Annotated in this window: 19 protein-coding genes; 14 read left to right on the forward strand and 5 right to left on the reverse strand. The window is 67.0% G+C overall.

Annotated elements, in window-relative coordinates; genetic code table 11:
* Positions 1-126: 126 nt before the first annotated feature.
* Both dmeF and FGL25_RS07440 read right to left on the reverse strand, forming a co-directional pair.
* Positions 127-1,068, reverse strand: coding sequence for a CDF family Co(II)/Ni(II) efflux transporter DmeF (gene dmeF, locus FGL25_RS07435; RefSeq protein WP_040345421.1), 942 nt, complete (start codon positions 1,066-1,068; stop codon positions 127-129).
* Between the two features lie 9 nt (positions 1,069-1,077).
* Entirely contained in the window at positions 1,078-1,353 is a 276-nt protein-coding gene (locus FGL25_RS07440) for a metal/formaldehyde-sensitive transcriptional repressor (RefSeq protein ID WP_003164978.1), read from the reverse strand.
* Between the two features lie 206 nt (positions 1,354-1,559).
* On the opposite strand from FGL25_RS07440, the gene FGL25_RS07445 reads away from it, so the two are divergent.
* The 3 genes from FGL25_RS07445 to copD all read left to right on the forward strand — a co-directional run bounded on the left by FGL25_RS07445 (position 1,560) and on the right by copD (position 5,302).
* Positions 1,560-3,905: a heavy metal translocating P-type ATPase gene (locus FGL25_RS07445; protein ID WP_220119308.1), complete on the forward strand. Its 2,346-nt coding sequence runs from the start codon at positions 1,560-1,562 to the stop codon at positions 3,903-3,905.
* Positions 3,906-3,976: 71 nt separating this feature from the next.
* The gene (gene copC / locus FGL25_RS07450; protein ID WP_088491550.1) at positions 3,977-4,372 is read left to right on the forward strand and encodes a copper homeostasis periplasmic binding protein CopC; all 396 of its coding nucleotides are present in this window, start codon (positions 3,977-3,979) and stop codon (positions 4,370-4,372) included.
* 3 nt (positions 4,373-4,375) lie between these two features.
* Entirely contained in the window at positions 4,376-5,302 is a 927-nt protein-coding gene (gene copD / locus FGL25_RS07455; RefSeq protein WP_003164976.1) for a copper homeostasis membrane protein CopD, read from the forward strand.
* A 93-nt stretch (positions 5,303-5,395) separates the two neighbouring features.
* On the opposite strand, the gene petA is transcribed toward copD, so the two are convergent.
* From petA to FGL25_RS07470, 3 genes are all read right to left on the reverse strand, one after another.
* Entirely contained in the window at positions 5,396-5,941 is a 546-nt protein-coding gene (gene petA, locus FGL25_RS07460; RefSeq protein ID WP_040345418.1) for a ubiquinol-cytochrome c reductase iron-sulfur subunit, read from the reverse strand.
* Positions 5,942-6,123: 182 nt separating this feature from the next.
* Complete coding sequence (locus FGL25_RS07465) at positions 6,124-6,588, reverse strand: YybH family protein (RefSeq protein WP_040346703.1); 465 nt, start codon at positions 6,586-6,588, stop codon at positions 6,124-6,126.
* Positions 6,589-6,599: 11 nt separating this feature from the next.
* Positions 6,600-7,757 (reverse strand): acyltransferase family protein, encoded by a 1,158-nt coding sequence (locus FGL25_RS07470; protein ID WP_040345415.1) that lies wholly within the window; start codon positions 7,755-7,757, stop codon positions 6,600-6,602.
* 244 nt (positions 7,758-8,001) lie between these two features.
* Here FGL25_RS07470 and FGL25_RS07475 point away from each other — a divergent pair, with 244 nt between their 5' ends.
* The 11 genes from FGL25_RS07475 (at position 8,002) to FGL25_RS07525 (ending at position 20,104) form a co-directional block, all read left to right on the forward strand.
* On the forward strand, positions 8,002-8,271 hold the full coding sequence (locus tag FGL25_RS07475) for a hypothetical protein (RefSeq protein ID WP_003164974.1): 270 nt from the start codon (positions 8,002-8,004) through the stop codon (positions 8,269-8,271).
* A complete protein-coding gene (locus FGL25_RS07480) occupies positions 8,271-8,714 on the forward strand; it encodes a periplasmic heavy metal sensor (protein ID WP_003164973.1) in 444 nt (147 codons plus the stop codon). Before FGL25_RS07475 ends, FGL25_RS07480 begins: the two co-directional genes overlap by 1 nt.
* 53 nt (positions 8,715-8,767) lie before the next feature.
* Positions 8,768-9,277: an RNA polymerase sigma factor gene (locus tag FGL25_RS07485; RefSeq protein WP_233126655.1), complete on the forward strand. Its 510-nt coding sequence runs from the start codon at positions 8,768-8,770 to the stop codon at positions 9,275-9,277.
* A gap of 137 nt (positions 9,278-9,414) precedes the next feature.
* Positions 9,415-11,247, forward strand: a complete 1,833-nt coding sequence (locus FGL25_RS07490) for a copper resistance system multicopper oxidase (protein WP_046652888.1) — start codon at positions 9,415-9,417, stop codon at positions 11,245-11,247.
* Positions 11,244-12,644: a copper resistance protein B gene (locus FGL25_RS07495; RefSeq protein ID WP_223850724.1), complete on the forward strand. Its 1,401-nt coding sequence runs from the start codon at positions 11,244-11,246 to the stop codon at positions 12,642-12,644. The genes FGL25_RS07490 and FGL25_RS07495 overlap by 4 nt, the downstream gene beginning before the upstream one ends.
* A gap of 420 nt (positions 12,645-13,064) precedes the next feature.
* On the forward strand, positions 13,065-13,460 hold the full coding sequence (locus FGL25_RS07500; RefSeq protein WP_040345414.1) for a copper resistance CopC family protein: 396 nt from the start codon (positions 13,065-13,067) through the stop codon (positions 13,458-13,460).
* Positions 13,461-13,643: 183 nt separating this feature from the next.
* Complete coding sequence (locus tag FGL25_RS07505) at positions 13,644-13,934, forward strand: hypothetical protein (protein ID WP_252970075.1); 291 nt, start codon at positions 13,644-13,646, stop codon at positions 13,932-13,934.
* Positions 13,935-14,050: 116 nt separating this feature from the next.
* Positions 14,051-15,304, forward strand: a complete 1,254-nt coding sequence (locus tag FGL25_RS07510; protein WP_046652886.1) for a TolC family protein — start codon at positions 14,051-14,053, stop codon at positions 15,302-15,304.
* Positions 15,301-16,587, forward strand: a complete 1,287-nt coding sequence (locus FGL25_RS07515) for an efflux RND transporter periplasmic adaptor subunit (protein WP_003164967.1) — start codon at positions 15,301-15,303, stop codon at positions 16,585-16,587. The genes FGL25_RS07510 and FGL25_RS07515 overlap by 4 nt, the downstream gene beginning before the upstream one ends.
* Entirely contained in the window at positions 16,584-19,733 is a 3,150-nt protein-coding gene (locus tag FGL25_RS07520) for an efflux RND transporter permease subunit (RefSeq protein ID WP_088491549.1), read from the forward strand. Before FGL25_RS07515 ends, FGL25_RS07520 begins: the two co-directional genes overlap by 4 nt.
* Positions 19,730-20,104 carry a copper-binding protein gene (locus tag FGL25_RS07525; RefSeq protein ID WP_046652884.1) on the forward strand — a complete coding sequence of 125 codons (375 nt, stop codon included), beginning with the start codon at positions 19,730-19,732 and terminating at the stop codon, positions 20,102-20,104. Before FGL25_RS07520 ends, FGL25_RS07525 begins: the two co-directional genes overlap by 4 nt.
* Positions 20,105-20,570 lie beyond the last annotated feature (466 nt).

Consider the following 20,570-nt stretch of genomic DNA (forward strand, 5'->3'; position numbering starts at 1 on the left):
GTCGCACTGGCCGGTCCAGGCGAATGTGTCGTGGTCGAGCCCCTGGTTCCTCTTTCCGGAGGCCGGGCCCACAGGGGCTCACCCGGGTGGATTCCGTAGTGGTTCAGTCGGTTCCTCGCCGATAGGTCAGCGGCATTCCACTGTCAGGTGCCCGAGTTCATGAACCGGCTTGAGGCGGGTGCGGATCGTGTCGCTGTCGACGCCGCCCGTCACGCTGACGATGGCGGCGTGGGCCTCGGGACCCACGCGCCAGACATGCAGATCGGTGATGCGAGCGTCGCCGGGACCTTCGACACATTCACGCACCTCCGCCTCGATAGCCTGGTCCGTCGTGTCGAGCAGTACGGCGGCGGTGTCGCGCATCAAGCTCCAAGACCATCGGGCGATAACGATCGCGCCCACGATCCCCATCACCGGATCGAGCCAGACCCAACCCAGGTACCGACCCGCGATCAGCGCGACGATGGCCAGAACCGAGGTCAGGGCGTCAGCCAGGACGTGAAAATAGGCCGAGCGCAGATTGTTGTCGCGAGGCTCGCCATGATGCTGGTGATCGTCATGGTGATGGTGGTCATGGCCGTGATGGCTGTGGCTATGGCCGTGGTGATGACCGCCGCCCGCCAGCAGAAGCGCGCTCACCAGATTGACGCCCAGGCCGAGAATGGCGACCAGCGTGGCCTGTCCGAAGGCGACGGAGCGGGGATCGAACAGCCGGGCGACGGACTCGCCGGCGATGCCCAGCGCCACGATGCCGAGCACCAGCGCCGAGGCGAAGCCCGACAGATCGCCGACCTTGCCGGTCCCGAAGCTGAACCGGCGGTTGGCTGAATGGCGTTTGGCGTAGGCATAGGCGCCTGCCGCGACAGCCAGAGCGCCCGCGTGGGTCGCCATGTGGAAGCCGTCCGCCAGCAAAGCCATCGAACCGTAGATCATCCCGGCGATGATCTCGCCGACCATCATCACGGCGGTCAGGCCGACGACCCACAGCGTCCGGCGCGCGCTCTCGTCATGGGCGCGGCTCAGGAAATGGTGGTCGTGGGTCAGGTGGTCGGTGTCGAACAGGGTCATGGGCGTGGATTACTTGGAATAGCGACGGATGATGGCGATCAGTTCGTCGGCGCCGCTCTGACGATCGGCGTCGCTCAGTTCGGGATGGGCGACGTGATGGCGAAGGTGGTCCTCGATCAGCTCTTCCAGCAGTCCTCCCATGGCGCCGCGAGCCGCAGCGACCTGCTGAAGGATTTGCGAGCAGTCGGTGTCGCTTTCGATGGCGCGTTCGATCGCGCCGATCTGGCCGGCGATCCGCCGAACGCGGGCCACGAGCTTCTTCTTGTTGGTCGATGTGTGCGCCATAGGATACCCCTGTATAGTATTTTTACGCCGTGACCAGTGCTGGAGCGGACGTCGCGGGAGCCTGCAGCTCGCCACGCGACCGTCCGATTTGAGGGCGGTTCGGCAGATCGTCGCCGGTATGATGGCGGGCGCAGGCTTCGCGCCTCGCCTTGAGCCCTTCCCCCAAGGGGTATAGGCCGGACGAGCGCTGAATTTGGAGTGACGCCATGCCGACGGTCCACGATCCTCGCCATACTCCCGCTCACAAGGATGCTTCGCATGAAGGCGGAGGGGCGATCGACCCGGTTTGCGGCATGGCCGTGGATCGGGCCGCCGCCCAGCATCGCGCAGAGCACGAAGGTCACGACTACGTCTTCTGCTCGGCGGGATGTCGGACGAAATTCGTTTCGGATCCCGGCCAATACCTCGGCGAGAAGCTGAAGGCGAAGGCCGCGCCCGCAGGGACGATCTACACCTGTCCGATGCATCCGGAGGTGCGCCAGGAAGGGCCGGGGTCCTGCCCGATCTGCGGCATGGCGCTGGAGCCCGAGACTGTCACTGCTGAAGCCCTGCCCAATCATGAATTGAAGGACTTCACGCGGCGGCTCTGGGTCGGCGCCGTCCTCACCCTGCCGGTAGCCGCGCTGGAGATGGGCGGTCACCTGACCGGACTGATGGACAGAATTCCCGGGCAGACGTCGAACTGGATCCAGTTCGTGCTGGCGACGCCTGTGGTCCTGTGGGCCGGCTGGCCCTTCTTCGTGCGCGGATGGAAGTCCCTCCTCAACCGCAGCCTCAACATGTTCACCCTGATCGCCCTGGGCGTCGGGGCGGCCTGGATCTACAGCGTTGTCGCCGTGCTGGCGCCGGGGCTGTTTCCCGCGGCCATGCTGCGCATGGACGGGAGCGCGCCCGTCTATTTCGAAGCGGCGGCGGTGATCACGGTGCTGGTCCTAGTGGGCCAGGTCCTGGAACTGCGCGCGCGCGAACAGACCTCCGGCGCGATCCGGGCCCTGCTCGACCTGACGCCCAAGACAGCCCGCCGGGTGCGCGACGACGGCGCCGACGAGGATGTGACGCTCGACCTCGTGGCGGTGGGCGACCGGCTGCGCGTCCGCCCGGGTGAAAAGATCCCGGTCGACGGCGAGATTCTCGAAGGGCGCGTGGCCATCGACGAATCCCTCGTGACCGGGGAATCCATGCCGGTCACCAAGGAGGCCGGGGCCAGGGTCATCGCCGGCTCGCTGAACAAGACAGGCTCCTTCGTGATGAGGGCGGACAAGGTCGGCGCCGACACCCTTCTGGCCCAGATCGTCCAGATGGTGGCCCAGGCCCAGCGCAGCCGCGCGCCCATCCAGCGCCTGGCCGATCTGGTGTCCGGCTGGTTCGTGCCGGCCGTTATCGCCATCTCCGTGGTCGCCGCCGTCGTCTGGGGTCTGGTCGGTCCGGATCCGCGCCTGTCCTACGCCCTGGTCGCGGCGGTGTCGGTTCTGATCATCGCCTGCCCCTGCGCGCTCGGCCTCGCCACGCCGATCTCGATCATGGTGGGGGTGGGGCGGGGGGCGCGCGCCGGCGTCCTCATCAAGAACGCCGAGGCGCTGGAGCGGTTCGAGAAGGTGGACACCCTGGTGCTGGACAAGACCGGCACCCTGACCGAGGGCCGTCCTTCGGTGACGGCGATCCGCCCGGTCGAGGGTTTTGACGACGTCGAGCTTCTTCGCCTGTCCGCCAGCCTCGAGCGGGGCAGCGAACACCCCCTGGCCGACGCCATCATGCGCGCCGCAGCCGATCGCGACCTCACGCTTTCCGAGGCTGCGGAGTTCGACAGTCCGGTCGGCCGCGGCGTCACCGGCCAGGTCGACGGTCGACGTCTGTTCCTGGGCAATGCCCGCTACCTGACGGAGGCCGGGGTCGATGTCGCGCCCCTCGAGGCGGCGGCCGAAGTGTTGCGAGAGGAGGGCGCTACGGCCATCTTCGTCGCGGTTGACGGCGCTGTGGCCGGCGTCCTCGGCATCGCCGATCCGGTGAAGGCCACCACCGCCGACGCCATCCGCGATCTGAAAGCCGCCGGCCTCCGGCTGGTGATGATGACTGGCGACAATCACACGACAGCGCTAGCCGTCGCACGCCGGTTGGGCATCGACGACGTCCGGGCCGAGGTGCTGCCGCAGGACAAGGCTTCGGTTGTGGAGCAGCTTCGGTCCGAGGGGCGCGTCGTGGCCATGGCCGGCGACGGCGTCAACGACGCCCCGGCTCTGGCCGCGGCGGACGTCGGCGTCGCCATGGGCGCCGGTTCAGACGTGGCGATCGAGAGCGCCGGCGTCACCCTGCTGGGCGGCGACCTCCAGGGCATCGTCCGCGCGCGGCATCTGTCCAGGGCGGTCATGGGCAATATCCGCCAGAACCTGGTCTTCGCCTTCGGCTACAACACCCTGGGAATCCCCGTGGCGGCGGGCGTCCTCTATCCGGTGTTCGGCCTGATGCTGTCGCCGGCCCTGGCGGCGCTGGCCATGGCGCTGTCGTCGGTCAGCGTGATCGCCAATGCGCTTCGTCTCAGGGCGGTCAGGCTCTAGGCGATGCAGGCGGCGAAGGATTCGCCAGGCGCTCGCCAGTCTTGAGGGGAAGGCCGCAGGCCTGCGTATCTATGAGAGAGGGGCGCTTCCTCAAGGAGACACACGTGAACCGTTTCAAGATCGCAAACCTGGCCGGCGCGGTCGCCGCGCTTTCCGTTTTCGCGGGCCAGGCCGACGCCCACGCCCGCCTCGTCAGCGCCACGCCGGCGACCGGCGCCACGGTGGCGGCCCCGCGCACCATCAGCCTCACCTTCAGCGAGCGCATGGCTCCGGCCTTCTCGGGATTTGACCTTGCCAACGCCCAGGGAACCGTCATTCCGGTTCAGGCCCGGGTCTCCAAGGACGGCAAGACCCTGAGCGGGTCTCCGCGCTCCGCCCTGGCCGCCGGCGCCTATACGGTCAACTGGCGCGTAGCCTCGCCCGACGGGCACCGCATGACGGGCTCCACCACCTTCATCGTGCGCTAAGCCATGCTGGAGGTCTCGGTCGTCTTTTTGAGGCTGGCGCAGTATCTGGGCGCCATGCTCCTGCTGGGCGTGCCCCTGTTCTTCGCCTTCAGGATGCCCACGTCGGACGCGGCCGTCGAAAGATGGCCGCGAAAGACGCTGCTGATTGCGGCGTTCGCGACCGCGATCGCCTCGCTCGCGGCTCTGGTCCTGCAAACCGCCGTCATGGCGGGATCGATGGCGGAAGCGCTGAAACCGGCGTCCCTTGCCTATATGGCGTTCGACATGGAGATCGGCCGCGCCTTTCTGGCGAGAGCGGTGGTCTCGGCTCTGGCTGGTGTCCTGCTTCTTGTGCTGCGGCCCAACCGGGCGAGCTGGATTGGCCTCGCGATCCTGGGCCTGGTGGTTTGCGCCAGTCTGGCCTGGACCGGCCACGGCGGCGCCACCGAGGGCGCTCCGGGCGTCATACACCTAGGGGCGGATGTCATCCACGCCGCCGCTGCGGCCATGTGGTTGGGGGCTCTCGCTGCGCTGGGCCTGTTCCTGACTATTCCTCATGGAGATCCGGAGCGGGACCGGCTGACCCATGACGCTCTGCACGGTTTCGCCGGCATGGGCACGCTCGCGGTCGGTCTTCTGGTCGCGACGGGTCTGGTGAACACCTGGTTCCTGGTCGGTCCCGATCGGTTGGGGGCGCTTCTGACGACGCCCTACGGCCTTCTGCTGACGGCGAAACTGGCGGTCTTCGTCGGCATGCTGGCCCTGGCGGCGTCCAATCGCTTCGTCCTGACGCCGTGCCTTCATCGCGCCCTGGAAGATGAGAGCCAGAAGTCGTCGGCGATCAGGGCGCTGCGACGCAGCCTGGTGCTGGAGACGCTCCTGGCGGTCATTCTTCTGGGGCTCGTCGCCGTGATGGGAACGCTCGCGCCGCCCGCCGCCATGATGATGTGACGTCATAGCGCACGACACGGTCTGCGTCGCCTTCAGGAGTCTCGGAGCGATGATGTCCTCCCCTTGCGTCGTCAGCGCAGGGGAGGGCGTTCGCTAGCCGAGCCTGACCCGTGTCTCGTTCAGGAAGGCGTAGTCCAGAAGGTAGAGGTTCTTGGGCGCAGGCCCCTTCCGGATACGTCCTGCGGTGTCGTAGTGGGAGCCGTGGCACGGGCAGAACCAGCCGCCGTAGTCGCCCGTCCCGAAGGTCGGAATACACCCGAGATGGGTGCAGACGCCGATCAGGATCAGCCATTCGGCCTTCCCCGGTTTGTGACGACTGGCGTCCGTCGCCGGGTCGCGCAGCGCAGCATGGTCATCCGCGACCGCCTCGGCGATTTCCTTGGGGGTCCGGTGACGGATGAACACCGGCTTTCCGCGCCATTTGACCACGATCTGCTGGCCGAGCTGGACCTTGCCGTAGTCGACCTCGACCGAGGAGAGGGCCAGGGTGTCGGCCGCCGGGTTCATGGAGTTGATCAGGGGCCAGAGCGCCATGCCGACGGCGCCGACGGCCATGGCTCCCGCAGCGACGTGGATGAAGTCCCGCCGTTCCGTGGGGGCCGGGGAGGAGAGAGCGGCCTTGTTGTCCGCAAGCGGCATTCAAGTTCCTCTCGAGATGAGACCCTGGGTTCCGAGGCGGCGTGACGAGGGGCGCAATTTTTTCATTGGAACTGATCCTGCCGGATCAACCTCGCGCCGGAAGGGCCGGTTCCCGACCTCCACCGCATGGGAGAGGTCGGGAATAGAGACCGTCTGAGCCGCGAAGGGGGCGGCGGCGCGTGTCAGGAAGCCGGTCGCGGCGCTCTGGTCGAGGAGTGATAGCTGACGATACGCCATTCGCCGTCGCGCTGTCTAAGGACGCTCGTGGCGACGCCGCGCCGTTCAACCGGGGCGCGACCGGCGGCTTTGAACGCGATCCGGAAGCGGTAGGTCTCCGTCGCATAGGCGACGTCGCCGACGACGGTCGCCTTCGCCACATGATCCTGGAAGGCGAAGCTGGAGAATTCGGCGAGCTCGGGGCCGAGGTGGTGGGACAGATACTGGGAGATGGTTCCCTCGACGCCGCCCTGTTCGAAGACCTGGGCGTCGGGCCAGAAGAAGGTTTCGGCGCGAGGCGCATCGAGCGTCTCGAGCGCGACGCGGTAGCCATCCAGCACGGCGACCACCTGGGCCTCTGCGTTCGATTGGGCCAGCGCGGGCGCCGTGATCATCGCGGGGGCGGCGAGGGCGGCGACGGCGATGATCATGGAACGATAGGTCAAAGGGGTTCTCCTTGGTCGTTGTGAACGAAACGTCCCGGTTCGGGCCGGGGCGTGGGGTTAGTTCGGGCGAAAAGCCGACGAATGATGCGCCGGCCGGGCCGCTCTACGGCCACATGGACGAAGGCGGCCACGGCGAGCGAGAGGGCCAGGAGCAGGGCGAGTTCCCAGGGGCTCATCCTGTAGTCGGAGGGCAGGCCGTGGAGCTTCTCTGCTGCGTTTCTCCAGACCATGAGCACCGGGATGTGGACCATGTAGAGGGCGAAGGAGGCTTCGCCGGCGAACAGCCAGGGGCGGGCGGAAAGGAAGGTCCTGGCGCCGGATTTTGCGAGCAGCGCAAGCGCCAGGAGGAAGGGGCCCGCGAACAGGACGATGAGGCGGTCGTCCAGGGGGTATTGCATGGCGACCAGGAGGAGGCCGGTGGAGCCGACCGCCAGGACGAGGGCGGCTCTTTGTGAAACGCGTATGCCCTGGCCGAGATAATAGAGCCCGATGCCGTAGAGGAATTCCGGGAGTATGCGCAGGACGCCCATGCTGCCCTCGGCGCGGGGCAGCACGGGGCCGAAGACTTCGCGATAGACCGCGTCGAGCACCACGAACAGGAGAGCGGCGAGGCCGATGATGAGCCAGGGACGGCGTCTCAACCTCAACGCGATCCAGGCGTAGGCCGGAAAAATCAGATAGGCGAACCATTCGGCCGAGAGCGACCAGGAGGGGCCGTTCCATTCGGCGTCCTGGTTGGGAAACCAGGCCTGGACCAGGAAGAGCGTCATCAGGAAGTCGGGAACGTTGAAGCGCCCGCCCTGCAGGGCGATCCCGATGAAATCTGCGGCCAAGACCATGGCCAGCATCGCCAGCAGGATGAAAAGGTGGGCCGGATAGATGCGCGCGAACCGCGCGACGATGAACGGCCCGAAGCGGGGAGCGGCCTCGCCCTGCAGGTAGACGTGCGTCAGGATGAAACCCGAGAGGATGAAGAAGACGTCCACGCCCAGGCGCGCCCGGTTCAACAGGCCCGAGGCCTCGGGCGGCAGGGTCCACGCCAGCTGATAATGGAACAGCACCACCCCGAGCGCCAGGAAAAAGCGAACGCTCGTCAATGGCTCGATGACAGGCGGAAACGGATGCCGTCCCGAGGGGGAAACAGGCGTCGACATGATTCAACCCTTTCCTGAGGATTTGATCCGCGCGTTCACGAAGGGGCCGCCGCCGGGGGCGGCTGGCGCTAGGCTTCCGATGACCATGCTTTCGCCCCTCCCGGCGAAGACCCGCTCTAATTCTCTTACGCACGGTCTGGCTTGTCCCCCTCGATTTGCGTCAAAGCGAGTTGGGCCGCTCCGTCTTGAGGGATGAGCGCCGGGTAATGCGTATCCCCAGTAACAACGTCGAAAGGCACCGATCATGGATGATCTCGGAATTTGGCTGGCGCGCGCCGCGCCCGGCGACGGCGTGTCGCTAGATCGGCTCGAGGAGGATGTCTGGAGCCGCGTGAAAGCGATCCAGGCGCAGCAGGCCACCGATCGGATTCGTTTGGCCGCCGTGGCCATGGCCCTTGTGATCGGCATCGCCAACGGCGGCCTCGGGGCGACATTCGCGCAGACGACCGCTTCGGAGATGGCGATCTTCTCGGTGGCGGCGACATCGCCGCTGGTGCGGCTGGAAGTAGGCTGATGGCGATCGCCTGGAAGTCCATCGCCGTGACGGTCGCGCTCGCCGCCGCGGCGAGCGGGGTCGCCGCATGGGCGGGCGCCAGCTGGGTCCTCAACAAGCAGGCGCCGCCTTCCTTGCACGAGATCGTCCACAAGGATCTCGATCTGTCGTCGGAACAGTTGGCCGAGATCGAGGACATCGAAACCCGGTTCGCCGGGCAGCGCGTCCAGCTGGAATCTCGCGTGCAGGCGGCCAATCGCGAGCTTGCCGAGGCCATCAGGGTCAGCAACGGCGACAGCCGGGCGGTTCAGCCGGCCGTCGACCACTTCCATGACGCCATGGGGGGGCTGCAGCAGGCGACGATCGCCCATATCTTCGAGATGCGGACAGTGATGAACGAAGCCCAGGCGCGTCGCTTCGACCGGAGCGTTGTCGCGGCGCTCACGGCTGACGACGCTCAGTAGCCTCCGTGCAGGAGCGCCAAACCCTGCAGACGAGAGCGGCCCACGGCGACGTCGTGGCGTTTGAAACGCTCGTGCGTGACACCAAGGCAGGTCTCTACAGGTTTGTCCGCCGCTATGTCGGCGACGCCGATGAAACCTATGATCTCGTGCAGGAGGCCTACGCCGCCGCCTGGCTGGCCATCCGCCGCTATGATCCGGAACGATCGTTCGAAGCCTGGCTGCGCACGATCGCCATCAACAAATGCCGGGATTGGAGCCGTCGTCGCAAAATCCGCCGGCTGTTCATGGGCGTGGCAGACCTCCAGTCGTCGGAGGCGCTCGCCGTACCGGACGAGCAGGCCGGCACGGAAGACAGATACGACGCCGCCGAACAGGCGCAACGTCTGCATGCCCTTATTGCCGCACTGCCGCCGAAGCTGAAGGAGCCGCTGCTGCTGACCGCCATCGAGGAGCGCAGTCACGCCGAGGTCGCGGAAATCCTGGGCCTCTCCGCCAAGGCCGTTGAGATGCGGGTCGCCCGGGCGCGCCAGAAGCTGGCGCAGCAACTGCGCGACGAAGCCTGATCAACTGGCGCCTTCGGAACCCAATCGGCGTCCCGGATTTGCAGTATCAGGCGTCCGAGGGGAGGGAGGCCTCGCGTGCGTATCCTATTGGAGAGCCAGGTTCGTTTCCCGAACGGACAGGCGGTGAGGACTGTGCAATGACGCTGGATCGTCGAAGGCTGCTGCGCGGCGCTGTTGTTGGCGGCGGCTTGTTGAGCTTGCAGGGCTTCTTGCCAGCCTGGGCGCAGACCGGATCTCCCGGTCTACGCGCGGATTATCCCACGCTGACGGGCGCTGATATCAATCTGACGGTTGGACAATCGCCGTTCACCGTCAACGGCAGGACGGCGACGGCGACGACGATCAATGGCCAGCTTCCGGCGCCGCTTCTGCGCCTTCGCGAAGGCCAAAACGTCCGCCTGGCGGTGTCGAACCAACTGGACGAAGAGACGTCGATCCACTGGCACGGCATCCTGTTGCCGTTCCAGATGGACGGCGTCCCCGGGATCAGCTTCCCCGGCATCAAGCCGCGCGAGACCTTCGTCTATGAGTTCCCGGTCCGGCAATCTGGGACCTTCTGGTATCACAGTCACTCGGGGCTTCAGGAAGCGCTCGGCCACTATGGACCGATCGTGATCGATCCGGCGGGCGCCGATCCGGTCGCCTATGACCGCGAGCACGTCCTGGTGCTTTCAGACTGGAGTTTCATGCATCCGCATGAGATTCTGGCGAAGCTCAAGAAGAGCCCCGGCTACTTCAATCGCCATCGGACGACGCTGGCGGGATTGTTCTCTGGCGCGGACGGCATGAGCCTCGCGGAGCGCCGGATGTGGGGAGCCATGCGCATGGATCCCCGCGACGTTCTCGACGTCAACGGCACCACCTACACCTATCTGATCAACGGCCACGGCCCGCAGGAGAACTGGACCGGCCTGTTCCGGCCCGGCGAGCGGGTGCGCCTACGCGTCATCAACGCCTCGGCCATGTCGATCTTCAACGTCCGCATTCCCGGTCTTGCCATGACCGTGGTCAACGCCGACGGGGAGAACGTGCGCCCGGTCGAGACCGACGAGTTCCAGATCTCGGTCGCCGAGACCTATGACGTCATCGTTCGTCCGACCGAGGACCGGGCCTACACCATCGTCTCCGAAGCCATCGACCGTTCGGGCATGGGCCGAGCGACCCTGGCCCCGCGTCTGGGCATGACGGCCGAGGTTCCGCCGCTGCGCGAGGTGCCGACCCTGACCATGAAGGACATGGGCATGGACATGGGCGGCATGGGCGGAATGGAAGGGATGGAGGGGATGGGCGCCGCGCCGATGGCCGGAATGGATCACAGCGCCATGCCAGGGATGGATCACGGCGCCGCCGCCGCCGCTCCTGCAGGGGAGGCTATGGCCGGCATGGATCACGGATCCATGGGCGCCATGAACATGCGCGATCCCCAGAACGCGCCGCCCAATATGGCCGTGGGCGTAGGGGTCCAGACCATATCGCCGATGCCGGCGAACCGGATGGGCGAAAGGCCGCAGGGCCTGGAGAAGGTCGATCACCGGGTGCTGGTCTATACGGACCTCGTTTCGCTGACGCCCAACAAGGACAGGCGTGCGCCCAGCCGTTCGATGGAGATCCACCTGACCGGCAATATGGAGCGGTTCATGTGGGGCTTCGACGGGCGCAAGTTCAGCGAGCTGGTCGAACCCATCCGTTTTGAACGGAACGAGCGGGTGCGGGTGACCCTGGTCAACGACACCATGATGGCCCACCCGATCCATCTCCACGGGCACTTCTTCGAGCTCGTCACCGGCGGGCCGGACGGGCATCAGCCCCTGAAGCACACCGTCAATGTCGCGCCCGGCGGCAAGGTCAGTTTCGACCTCACGGCGGACAACCCCGGAGACTGGGCCTTCCACTGCCATCTCCTGATGCATATGCACGCCGGAATGTTCAACGTCGTCACCATTCGTCCGATGGAAGGAGAGGGGGCATGATCCGGTTCTCAGTTGCCGTGGTTCCTCTGATCCTGGCGGCGACGCCCGCCCTGGCCCAGACCCATGCCGGACACGGCGCGACCTCGCCGGCGCCGCGCCAGGCGCCGCCGACGACGCAAGGATGCGTCGCGCCGGGTTCAACGACGGCGACGACGGGAAACGCGGGAATGAGCCAATCTCCTGCTTCGGCCTGCCCCCCGGGAACCGTGCCCGCCCGAGCCGCGGGCGCCGCCCACGACATGTCGACCATGGGGCAGGCCCAGCCTGCGCCGGCGACGGCGGGGCATGACATGTCCACGATGCCGATGGGTGCGGCGCCGGCAGGGCAGGCGGACCCGCATGCGGGGCACGACATGTCGACCATGGGGCAGGCCCAGCCCGCGCCAGCGACTGCAGGACATGACATGTCCACGATGCCGATGGGTGCGGCGCCGGCAGGGCAGGCGGACCCGCATGCGGGGCATGACATGTCGACCATGGGGCAGGCCCAGCCCGCGCCGGCGACAGCGGGGCATGACATGTCCACGATGCCGATGGGGGCTCCGCCCTCGGGGCAGGGGGACCCTCACGCGGGGCACGACATGTCCGGCATGGCCGGCATGGCCATGCCGCCGGACGTTCCGACAGGCGCGGACAATCCGGGACGCCCGCCCCAGACGCCGCCGCCGGCCGGCGCGCTGTATGGTCCTCCCCATGTGGCGGACCAGATCTTCAGCGTCGAGGACATGAGGGCGGCGCGCAGGGTGCTGGTGGCGGAAAACGGCGACATTCGTGTCGGCGCGGTGATGATCGACCAGCTGGAAGCGACGTCCGTCGACGGCGAGCAGGGCTACGCCTGGGACGCCCAGGGCTGGTACGGCGGAGACATTCACCGCTTCTGGTGGAAGTCGGAAGGCGAGGGCGAGTTCGGGCGAGAACTCGAGGAGGCTGAACTCCAGGCGCTCTACAGCCGCGCCTTCACCCCCTATTTCGACTTCCAGACCGGCCTGCGGCAGACCTATCGGCCCGAGGGTGACCGGACTGACCTTGTCGTCGGGGTCCAGGGCCTGGCGCCCTACTGGTTTGAAGTCGACGCCGCGGCCTTCTTGTCCAACAAGGGCGAACTGACGGCGCGCGCCGAGGTCGAATATGATCAGAGGATCACCCAGAGGCTGATCCTTCAGCCTCGCGCGGAGGTGAACCTGTCGGCGGAGGACATCCCGGAGCTGGGGATCGGGTCAGGCCTGTCCACCCTGCAGGTCGGCGCCCGTCTGCGGTATGAGATCCGCCGAGAATTCGCACCCTATGTCGGGGTCGAATGGACCAGGAGCTTTGGCGACACGCGCGATTTCGCCGAAGCGCGAGGGCGAAGCGCCGAAGACACCCGAGTGGTGGTCGGCGTCAGGGCCTGGTTCTAGGCTTTAAGGAGAAGTTGATGAAGGTTTACATTGCAACGGCGCTGGCGGCTGCAGGCCTGTTGGCGGCTTGCCAGCCGGCGGCCGAACAGCCACCGCCCAAGGAGGCGGCCGCCGTCGTCGAGCCTGCCGCGACTGCAACAACCCCGACTGCCGCCTCGGCGGCGGAGACTGCCTCCGCTCTCGAGCCGACAGGCCCGGCCAGCGTCGTCGTTCAGCAAGCGGCTGAACCCGTAAAGGCTGCGCCTGCGCGCGAGCCAGGACATCCGTCCCTGGCCCCGAAAGTGAGCCCATCGCAACCCAAGCCCCAATCTGCGCCCATGCCGGGTCACGATATGCCTGGTCACGATATGTCGACCATGCGGGACCTGCCCAGCATGGATCATTCTCCGAACTAAGTCCGAACCAAGGAAGACAACCAAGATGCGTTATTTCATCCCCTTCACGATCGCCGCAGCCATGCTGGCTTCTGCCGGCGCCGCTTCCGCCCAGGTTGCTGACCCCCACGCGGGTCATGGCGGGATGGCTATGGCCGCGCCTTCGTCAGCCAGCGTGCTGACCTCGCCGGCTGACGGCTCGATGTCCTCGAGTGCGCCGACCGCCTTCAGCATCACCTTTCCTCACGCGATGACCTTGAAGTCCCTGACGCTGACGACAGACGGCGGTCGTCCGACGGCCGTTCCCGTCCAGGCCGCGGCCGGCACAAAGACGACGGTCGCCTTGCCTGCGCTTGGAAAGGGCAATCATGTTCTGGCCTGGTCGGCCGAGGGCGCCGACGGCCACGCCATGAGCGGCGTCGCCCGCTTCATGGTCCACTAGAAACTTCCCTGGCTCCGGTCGGTTCGGGCCCGTCATGGCCCGGCCGACTGGAGCTTCCAGAGCGATCTTGACTTGTTGATGCTCAAAGCGTGTAACCTGACCGTGTGATGTGGAACCTTCTCCGCACAGTTCTGCTCATCTTTGCCCTGGCCGGATTTTTTCGGCCAGTCGACGGCCCATGCCATGCCGATCCAGCTGTTTCACAACGCCGGGGTCGGGGCGGAGGCGTTGGACTGCGCCGAGACCATGGACATGGCCGGCGACACGACCGGAAATCCCGGCGACTGCTGCAAGGACATGACGCCGGACTGCATGGCCAAGATGGGTTGCGCTGCCGTCGCCTCGCCGATTCCGCCGCTCGTTCTGGTCGCTCAGCCCATCACGCTAGGTGCGATCGCCTTTCTTCATTTGAACGTTTCGCGGCACGGGTCTGGACCCGATCCGCTTTATTCTCCCCCAGAACAGCTGGCCTGAACCTCTTCTCGATCTGACGTGGACGCCCCCGCGGCGGGCCTCGTCATTTCGGTGGATCGTCATGCCCCATGCGTCGCGCCGTTCATGGCCGATGCGCGCTGTTCATAGGAGAAATCATGCTCCCCCGTTTCCAATCGTCGGCCAGGGCGACCGTGCTCGGGCTCGCGGTCGCCGGTCTGCCGGGCGTCGCGGCTGAGGCCGCGCCCTTGACGTTCGAGGCCGCGCTGTCCCGCGCAGCCGAGAATGCGCCCGATCTTCGCGCCAGCGCTCTTGGCGTTGATGCGGCCCGTGCGGCCGTGGTCGCTGCCGGGCGCCTGCCCGATCCCAATCTCAAATTCGGACTGGACGGCTTTCCCGTGACCGGGCCCATGGCCGGCCGTTTCGGCGATGACGACTTCACCGCCCTGCGGGTGGGCGTCGAGCAGGAGCTGCCCAGCCGGGCGCGCCGTCGCGCCGAGCGTAGCGTGGCTGAGGCCGCCATCGGCGTAGCCGTCGCCGATGACGCCTCGACGTTGCGCGAGGTGCGGATCGCTACAGGCCGGGCCTGGATCGATCTCTATTATTCAGACCGCAAGCTGGCGGCCGTGGACGAGATCCTGGCGGCGCTGCAACCGCTCTGGGACGCCGCCCCTTCTGGGGTGGCGTCGGGCGCGGATCGCCCGGCCATGGCCCTGGCGCCGATTCAGTTGAAGGCGGCGCTGGACGATCGACGCAGCCGGCTGCTCGCCGAGAGGGAAGCCGCGCGCGCCGTGTTGACCCGATGGACCGGTGACCCGGCGCCGACCCCGGACGGCGCGCCGCCATTGGATGCGCCGGATCCGGCGGCCTTGCGCATGGGCCTTGAGGTCCTGCCCATGCTCAAGGCCTACGAGGCCGAAGATCGACGGGCCCAGGCCGAGCTCGACCTGGCCAGGGCCGGACGGCGTCCGGACTGGTCGGTCGAGGCCAGCTATCAGCGGCGCGACCCCGCGTTCGGCGACATGGTCTCGGTGGGCGCCAGCGTGCGTCTGCCGCTGTTTCAGGGGCAGCGCCAGGAGCCTTTGATCGCCGCGCGGTCGGCCGACGCGCGCAGGGTGGGAGCCGAGCGTGCGGCGGTGCGACGTCAGCTGGAGGCGGACCTGCAGCGGGATCTGGCCCAGCACGCCATGGATCACGATCAGTGGGCCCGGGCGCGCGACGTCATCCTGCCGGCTGTCATGCGGCAGTCTGACCTGGAGACCGCCGCCTATGCCGCCGGTCGGATCGGGATCGTTGAAATCGTCCAGGCCTTCACCGCCGTGGCCAACGCCCGGCTGGACGCGCTGGACAAGGAGGCGGCGGTGAGGCGTCACGCTGCCGAAATCACTCTGACCTATGGGAGCGACCGATGAGCGGGTTCAGCTACAATCGTCTCGGCGTCGCCCTGGGCGCTCTGGTGCTGGTAGGAATCGGCGTCGGCGCCGGGGTGGTGATTGGTCAGCGATCCGGCGACGCGGGCGTCCCTTCCGCTGACGGGGCAGGGGACCGCAAGGTCCTCTACTATTATGACCCGATGTATCCGGACCAAAAGTTCGACAAGCCGGGACCGTCGCCCTTCATGGACATGGCCTTGGTCGCCAAATACGCCGACGAGGGCGATACTGGCCCCTCGTCCAGCGGCGTGCGCATCGACCCGGCCCTGACCCAGAACCTTGGGGTTCGGTTCGCGACGGCGCGTGTGGGAACCCTCGGCGGCGATCTGAACGCTACGGCGGTGATCGACTACAATCAACGAGACGTGGCGATCGTACAGTCACGGGCCGACGGCTTCGTGCAGCGGGTCTATGGACGCGCGCCCGGCGATGTCGTCGCTGCCGGCGCGCCCTTGGTTGATTTGTTGGTCCCCAGCTGGGGCGGGGCCCAGACGGAGTATCTGGCGGTGCGGCGCACCGGCGACGCCGCGCTGACCCAGGCCGCGCGGCGTCGGCTGGTGTTGATGGGGATGTCCGACAGCCTGATCGCCTCGGTCGAACGCAGCGAGCGGCCACGCGACACGATCACCATCGCCAGCCCGACGGCCGGCGCCATCCGCACCCTGGCGGTCCGGTCCGGCATGAGCGTGACGCAGGGCGCCACCCTGGCCGAGATCAGCGGCCTGTCGACCGTCTGGCTCAACGCCGCCATCCCAGAGGCCCTCGCCGGGCAACTAAGGGTCGGACAGTCGGTCGAAGCGACCCTGTCGGCCTTTCCGTCCGAACGGTTCACCGGCCGCCTGAGCGCCCTATTGCCGGAGGTCTCGGGCGACAGCCGGACCTTCACGGGCCGCATCGAATTGGCGAACCGGGGCGGACGTCTGCGGCCGGGCATGTTCGGCCGGGTTGTTTTCGGCGGGGCGACGACGCCGGCGCTTCTGGTGCCGTCCGAGGCGGTCATCCGCACCGGGCAGCGCGACATCGTCATGCTGGCCTTGCCGGACGGCCGCTATCAGCCGGCCCAGGTCCGCATCGGACGCGAGAGCGACGGCCAGACGGAGATCCTGGCGGGCCTGCGCGCTGGCGAGAAGATCATCGCCTCCGGCCAGTACCTGATCGATTCCGAGGCCAGCCTGACGGGTGTCGAGGCGCGCCCCATCGACGGCGCCACGCTCCCGGCGGCTTCGGTCGCCGTGACGGCCAAGAAGGAGGTCGGTCAATGATCGCCGGCGTTATCAGAGCCTCCGTGAAGGCGCGGGTATTCGTGCTGATGGCGGCATTGGCCCTGCTGGTCGCAGGACTCTGGGCGGTCAGGAACACCTCGGTTGACGCCCTGCCGGACCTGTCGGACGTCCAGGTCATCATCCGCACCAGCTACCCCGGCCAGGCGCCGCAGATCGTCGAGAACCAGGTCACCTATCCCCTGGCGACCACCATGCTGTCGGTGCCGGGCGCCAAGACCGTGCGCGGCTACTCCTTCTTCGGCGACAGCTATGTCTATGTTCTGTTCGAGGATGGAACCGACCTCTACTGGGCCCGCTCGCGGGTGCTGGAATACCTCAGCCAGGTCCAGTCCAGGCTCCCCGACAGCGCTCGGCCTGCACTGGGGCCCGACGCCACCGGCGTCGGCTGGATCTATGAATACGCCCTGGTCGACCGGACGGGGCGTCACGATTTGGCGCAGTTGCGCAGCCTACAGGACTGGTTCCTGCGCTATGAGCTCAAGACCGTGCCGGGGGTGGCCGAGGTCGCGGCCATCGGCGGCATGGTGCGGCAGTATCAGGTCGTTCTGGACCCGATCAAACTGGCCGCCTACGGCATCATGCATCAGCAGGCGGTCGAGGCCGTCCAGCGCGCCAACAGCGAAGCGGGCGGCTCGGTGCTGGAACTGGCCGAGGCCGAATATATGGTCCGGGCCAACGGCTATCTGACCGATCTGGACGACTTCCGCGCCATACCGATCCGCACCGCAGCCGATGGCGTGCCCGTGACGCTGGGCGATGTAGCCACCATCCAGATCGGCCCGGAGATGCGACGCAGCATTGCTGAGCTGAACGGCGAGGGCGAGGTGGCCGGCGGGGTGGTGGTGTTGCGCTCGGGCGAGAACGCACGGGCCACCATCAAGGCCGTACGCGCCAAGCTCGAGACCCTGAAGGCGGGCCTGCCGCCGGGCGTGGAGGTCGTCACGACCTACGACCGTTCGCAACTGATCGACCGCGCCGTCTCCAACCTCAGCCGCAAGCTGATCGAGGAGTTCATCATCGTCGCGCTCGTCTGCGGCCTGTTCCTGTGGCACGCGCGTTCAGCGCTCGTCGCCATCCTGACCCTGCCGCTGGGAGTGCTGGCGGCCTTTCTGCTGATGCACGCCCAGGGGGTGAACGCCGACATCATGTCCCTGGGCGGGATCGCCATCGCCATCGGAGCCATGGTCGACGGGGCGATCGTCATGATCGAGAACGCCCACAAACGTATCGAACGATGGGAGCACGACCATCCCGACGAGAAACTGGTCGGCGAGGCGCGCTGGACGGTCATCACCGAGGCGGCGGCTGAGGTCGGTCCGGCGCTGTTCCTAAGCCTCGTGATCATCACCCTGTCGTTCGTGCCGGTTTTTTCGCTTCAGGCGCAGGAGGGGAGAATGTTCTCGCCGCTCGCCTTCACCAAGAGCTACGCCATGGCGGCGGCGGCCATCCTGTCCATCACTCTGGTTCCCGTATTGATGGGATATCTGATCCGGGGACGAATTCCCGCCGAGCAGAGCAATCCGATCAACCGCTGGCTGACGCGGCTCTATCGTCATCCACTGGACTGGGTGCTGAAGCGGCCAAGGGCCACCCTGGTCATCGCAGTCCTCGCATTCGCCACCACCGCCTGGCCCTTGAGCCAGCTGGGCGGTGAGTTCCTGCCGCCGATGGACGAGGGCGACCTGCTCTATATGCCCACGGCCCTGCCAGGACTGTCGGCCGCCAAGGCCGCTGAGCTTTTGCAGCAGACGGACCGAATGATTCTTTCTGTCCCCGAGGTCGCGACTGTGTTCGGCAAGGCGGGGCGGGCGGAGACCGCGACCGACGCCGCGCCGCTGGAAATGTTCGAGACCACGATCCAGTTCAAGCCGCGCGACCAGTGGCGGCCCGGCATGACGCCGGAGAAACTGGTCGAGGAACTGGACCGCGTCGTGCGCGCGCCGGGCCTGGCCAATCTCTGGGTGCCCCCGATCCGCAACCGCATCGACATGCTGGCGACCGGGATCAAGAGCCCGATCGGGGTCAAGGTCTCCGGGGCCGACCTGGCCGAGATCGACCGCATCGGCGGCGAGGTGGCGAAGGTCGCCAAGACCGTGCCGGGCGTCACCTCGGCCCTGGCCGAGCGGCTGACCGGGGGGCGCTATGTCGATATCGACATCGACCGGCATGCGGCGGGTCGATACGGGCTGAACATCGCCGATGTCCAGTCGATCGTATCCGGCGCCATCGGCGGCGAGACGATCGGCCAGACGGTCGAGGGCCTGGCCCGCTATCCGATCAATGTGCGCTATCCGCGCGAACTGCGTGACGATCTCGAGCAACTGCGGGCGCTGCCGGTCCTGACCCCGTCAGGCCAGCAGATCACCCTGGGCACGGTCGCGAAGCTGGAGATCGCCGACGGCCCGCCCATGCTGAAGTCCGAGAACGGCCGCCCTTCGACCTGGGTCTATGTCGATGTGCGGGGGCGCGATCTGGCGTCCGTCGTCACCGACCTGCAAAAGGTCGTGGCCAGGGACGTGCCTTTGAGCCCGGGCGTTACAATCGCCTATTCGGGGCAGTACGAATATCTGGAGCGGGCGGCGAACCGGCTCAAGATCGTGGCCCCTGCCACGCTCGTGATCATCTTCATCCTGCTGTATCTGACCTTCGGTCGTTTCGATGAGGCGCTGCTGATCATGGCCTCCTTGCCCTTCGCCCTGACCGGCGGAATCTGGATGCTCTACCTGCTGGGCTATCACCAGTCGGTGGCGACCGGCGTCGGCTTCATCGCCCTGGCCGGCCTTTCGGCCGAGTTCGGCGTAGTCATGCTGATCTACCTCAAGCACGCGCTGAGGGATCGGGGGCCGAACCCCGATCGCAGTCAGGTCGAGGCGGCGGTCCGTGAAGGGGCGCTTCTTCGGGTGAGGCCCAAGGCCATGACCGTCGCCGTCATCATCGCCGGCCTGGTGCCGATCCTGATCGGCCACGGCGCCGGATCGGAAATCATGAGCCGCATCGCCGCGCCGGTCATCGGCGGCATGCTGACCGCGCCCCTGCTGTCCATGCTGGTGATCCCGGCCGGATACCTCCTGCTTCGCCGTCGAAAGCGTCCATCCCCCACGTTCAACCCTGGAGAACCCAAATGAAACACGCCCTCATTCTCTCGGCCGGCCTGGCCATCAGCCTCGCAGCCTGCAACCAGAAAACGGAACCCGCGCCGGTCGAAGCGCCGGCCGCCGCTCCGGCGACTGCCGGCGACATGGCCGCCACGCCCATGGCGCCGGCCGAAACCGTCAAGTCGGGCGTCGGAACGGGCGTGATCACGAAGGTCGATGCGACGACAGGCTCCGTGACGATCGATCATGGTCCGATCCCGGGCGTCGACTGGCCCGCCATGACCATGAACTTCAAGGCGGCTCCCGCCGTGGTCGAGAAGGCCAAGGTCGGCGAGCGCGTCCAGTTCGACGTGACCGTGCGCGGTCGCGAATCCGAAGTGACCGCGATCCGGCCCGAATAGGCCGGTCATCCCGGCGAAGCGGGGATCGACCCAGGCCGAAGTCGACGCCGTTCTGGGTCCCGAGCAGGCATAAAGAGAGGCCCCGCCGTACAATCGGCGGGGCCTTTGCCTTGTTAGCGACGAACCGGGTTCGCGCCTTCAAAGGTCATGAAGGGGGCGGGCTGGTCCGCGCCGAAGCGCATGACGTCATAGCGTTCAGGAGCGTAGCCGGGGGCCTCCATGCCGCGCGAGGCGCCGAATAGGAGCCGAAAAGGCTGAAAACTCGCCGCGCGCCCTCTGGGGGCGCGCGGCCTTTTCGCGGAACCACATAGTTGCGAAAGGAGCTTGAGTTTCGCCGTCACGTATCGAGCACATAGGCAAGGAGCAAGGACGCTGGATCTTACTCGTGGCGTCAGGATCGCACGTCGTTTTCCCCTTCTCCTACTTTATCAGCCGCACGGCTTCGAAACGCGCAGGTAGCTCGCGC

This window comes from Brevundimonas vancanneytii (genome assembly GCF_901421975.1).
GTDB lineage: Bacteria > Pseudomonadota > Alphaproteobacteria > Caulobacterales > Caulobacteraceae > Brevundimonas > Brevundimonas diminuta.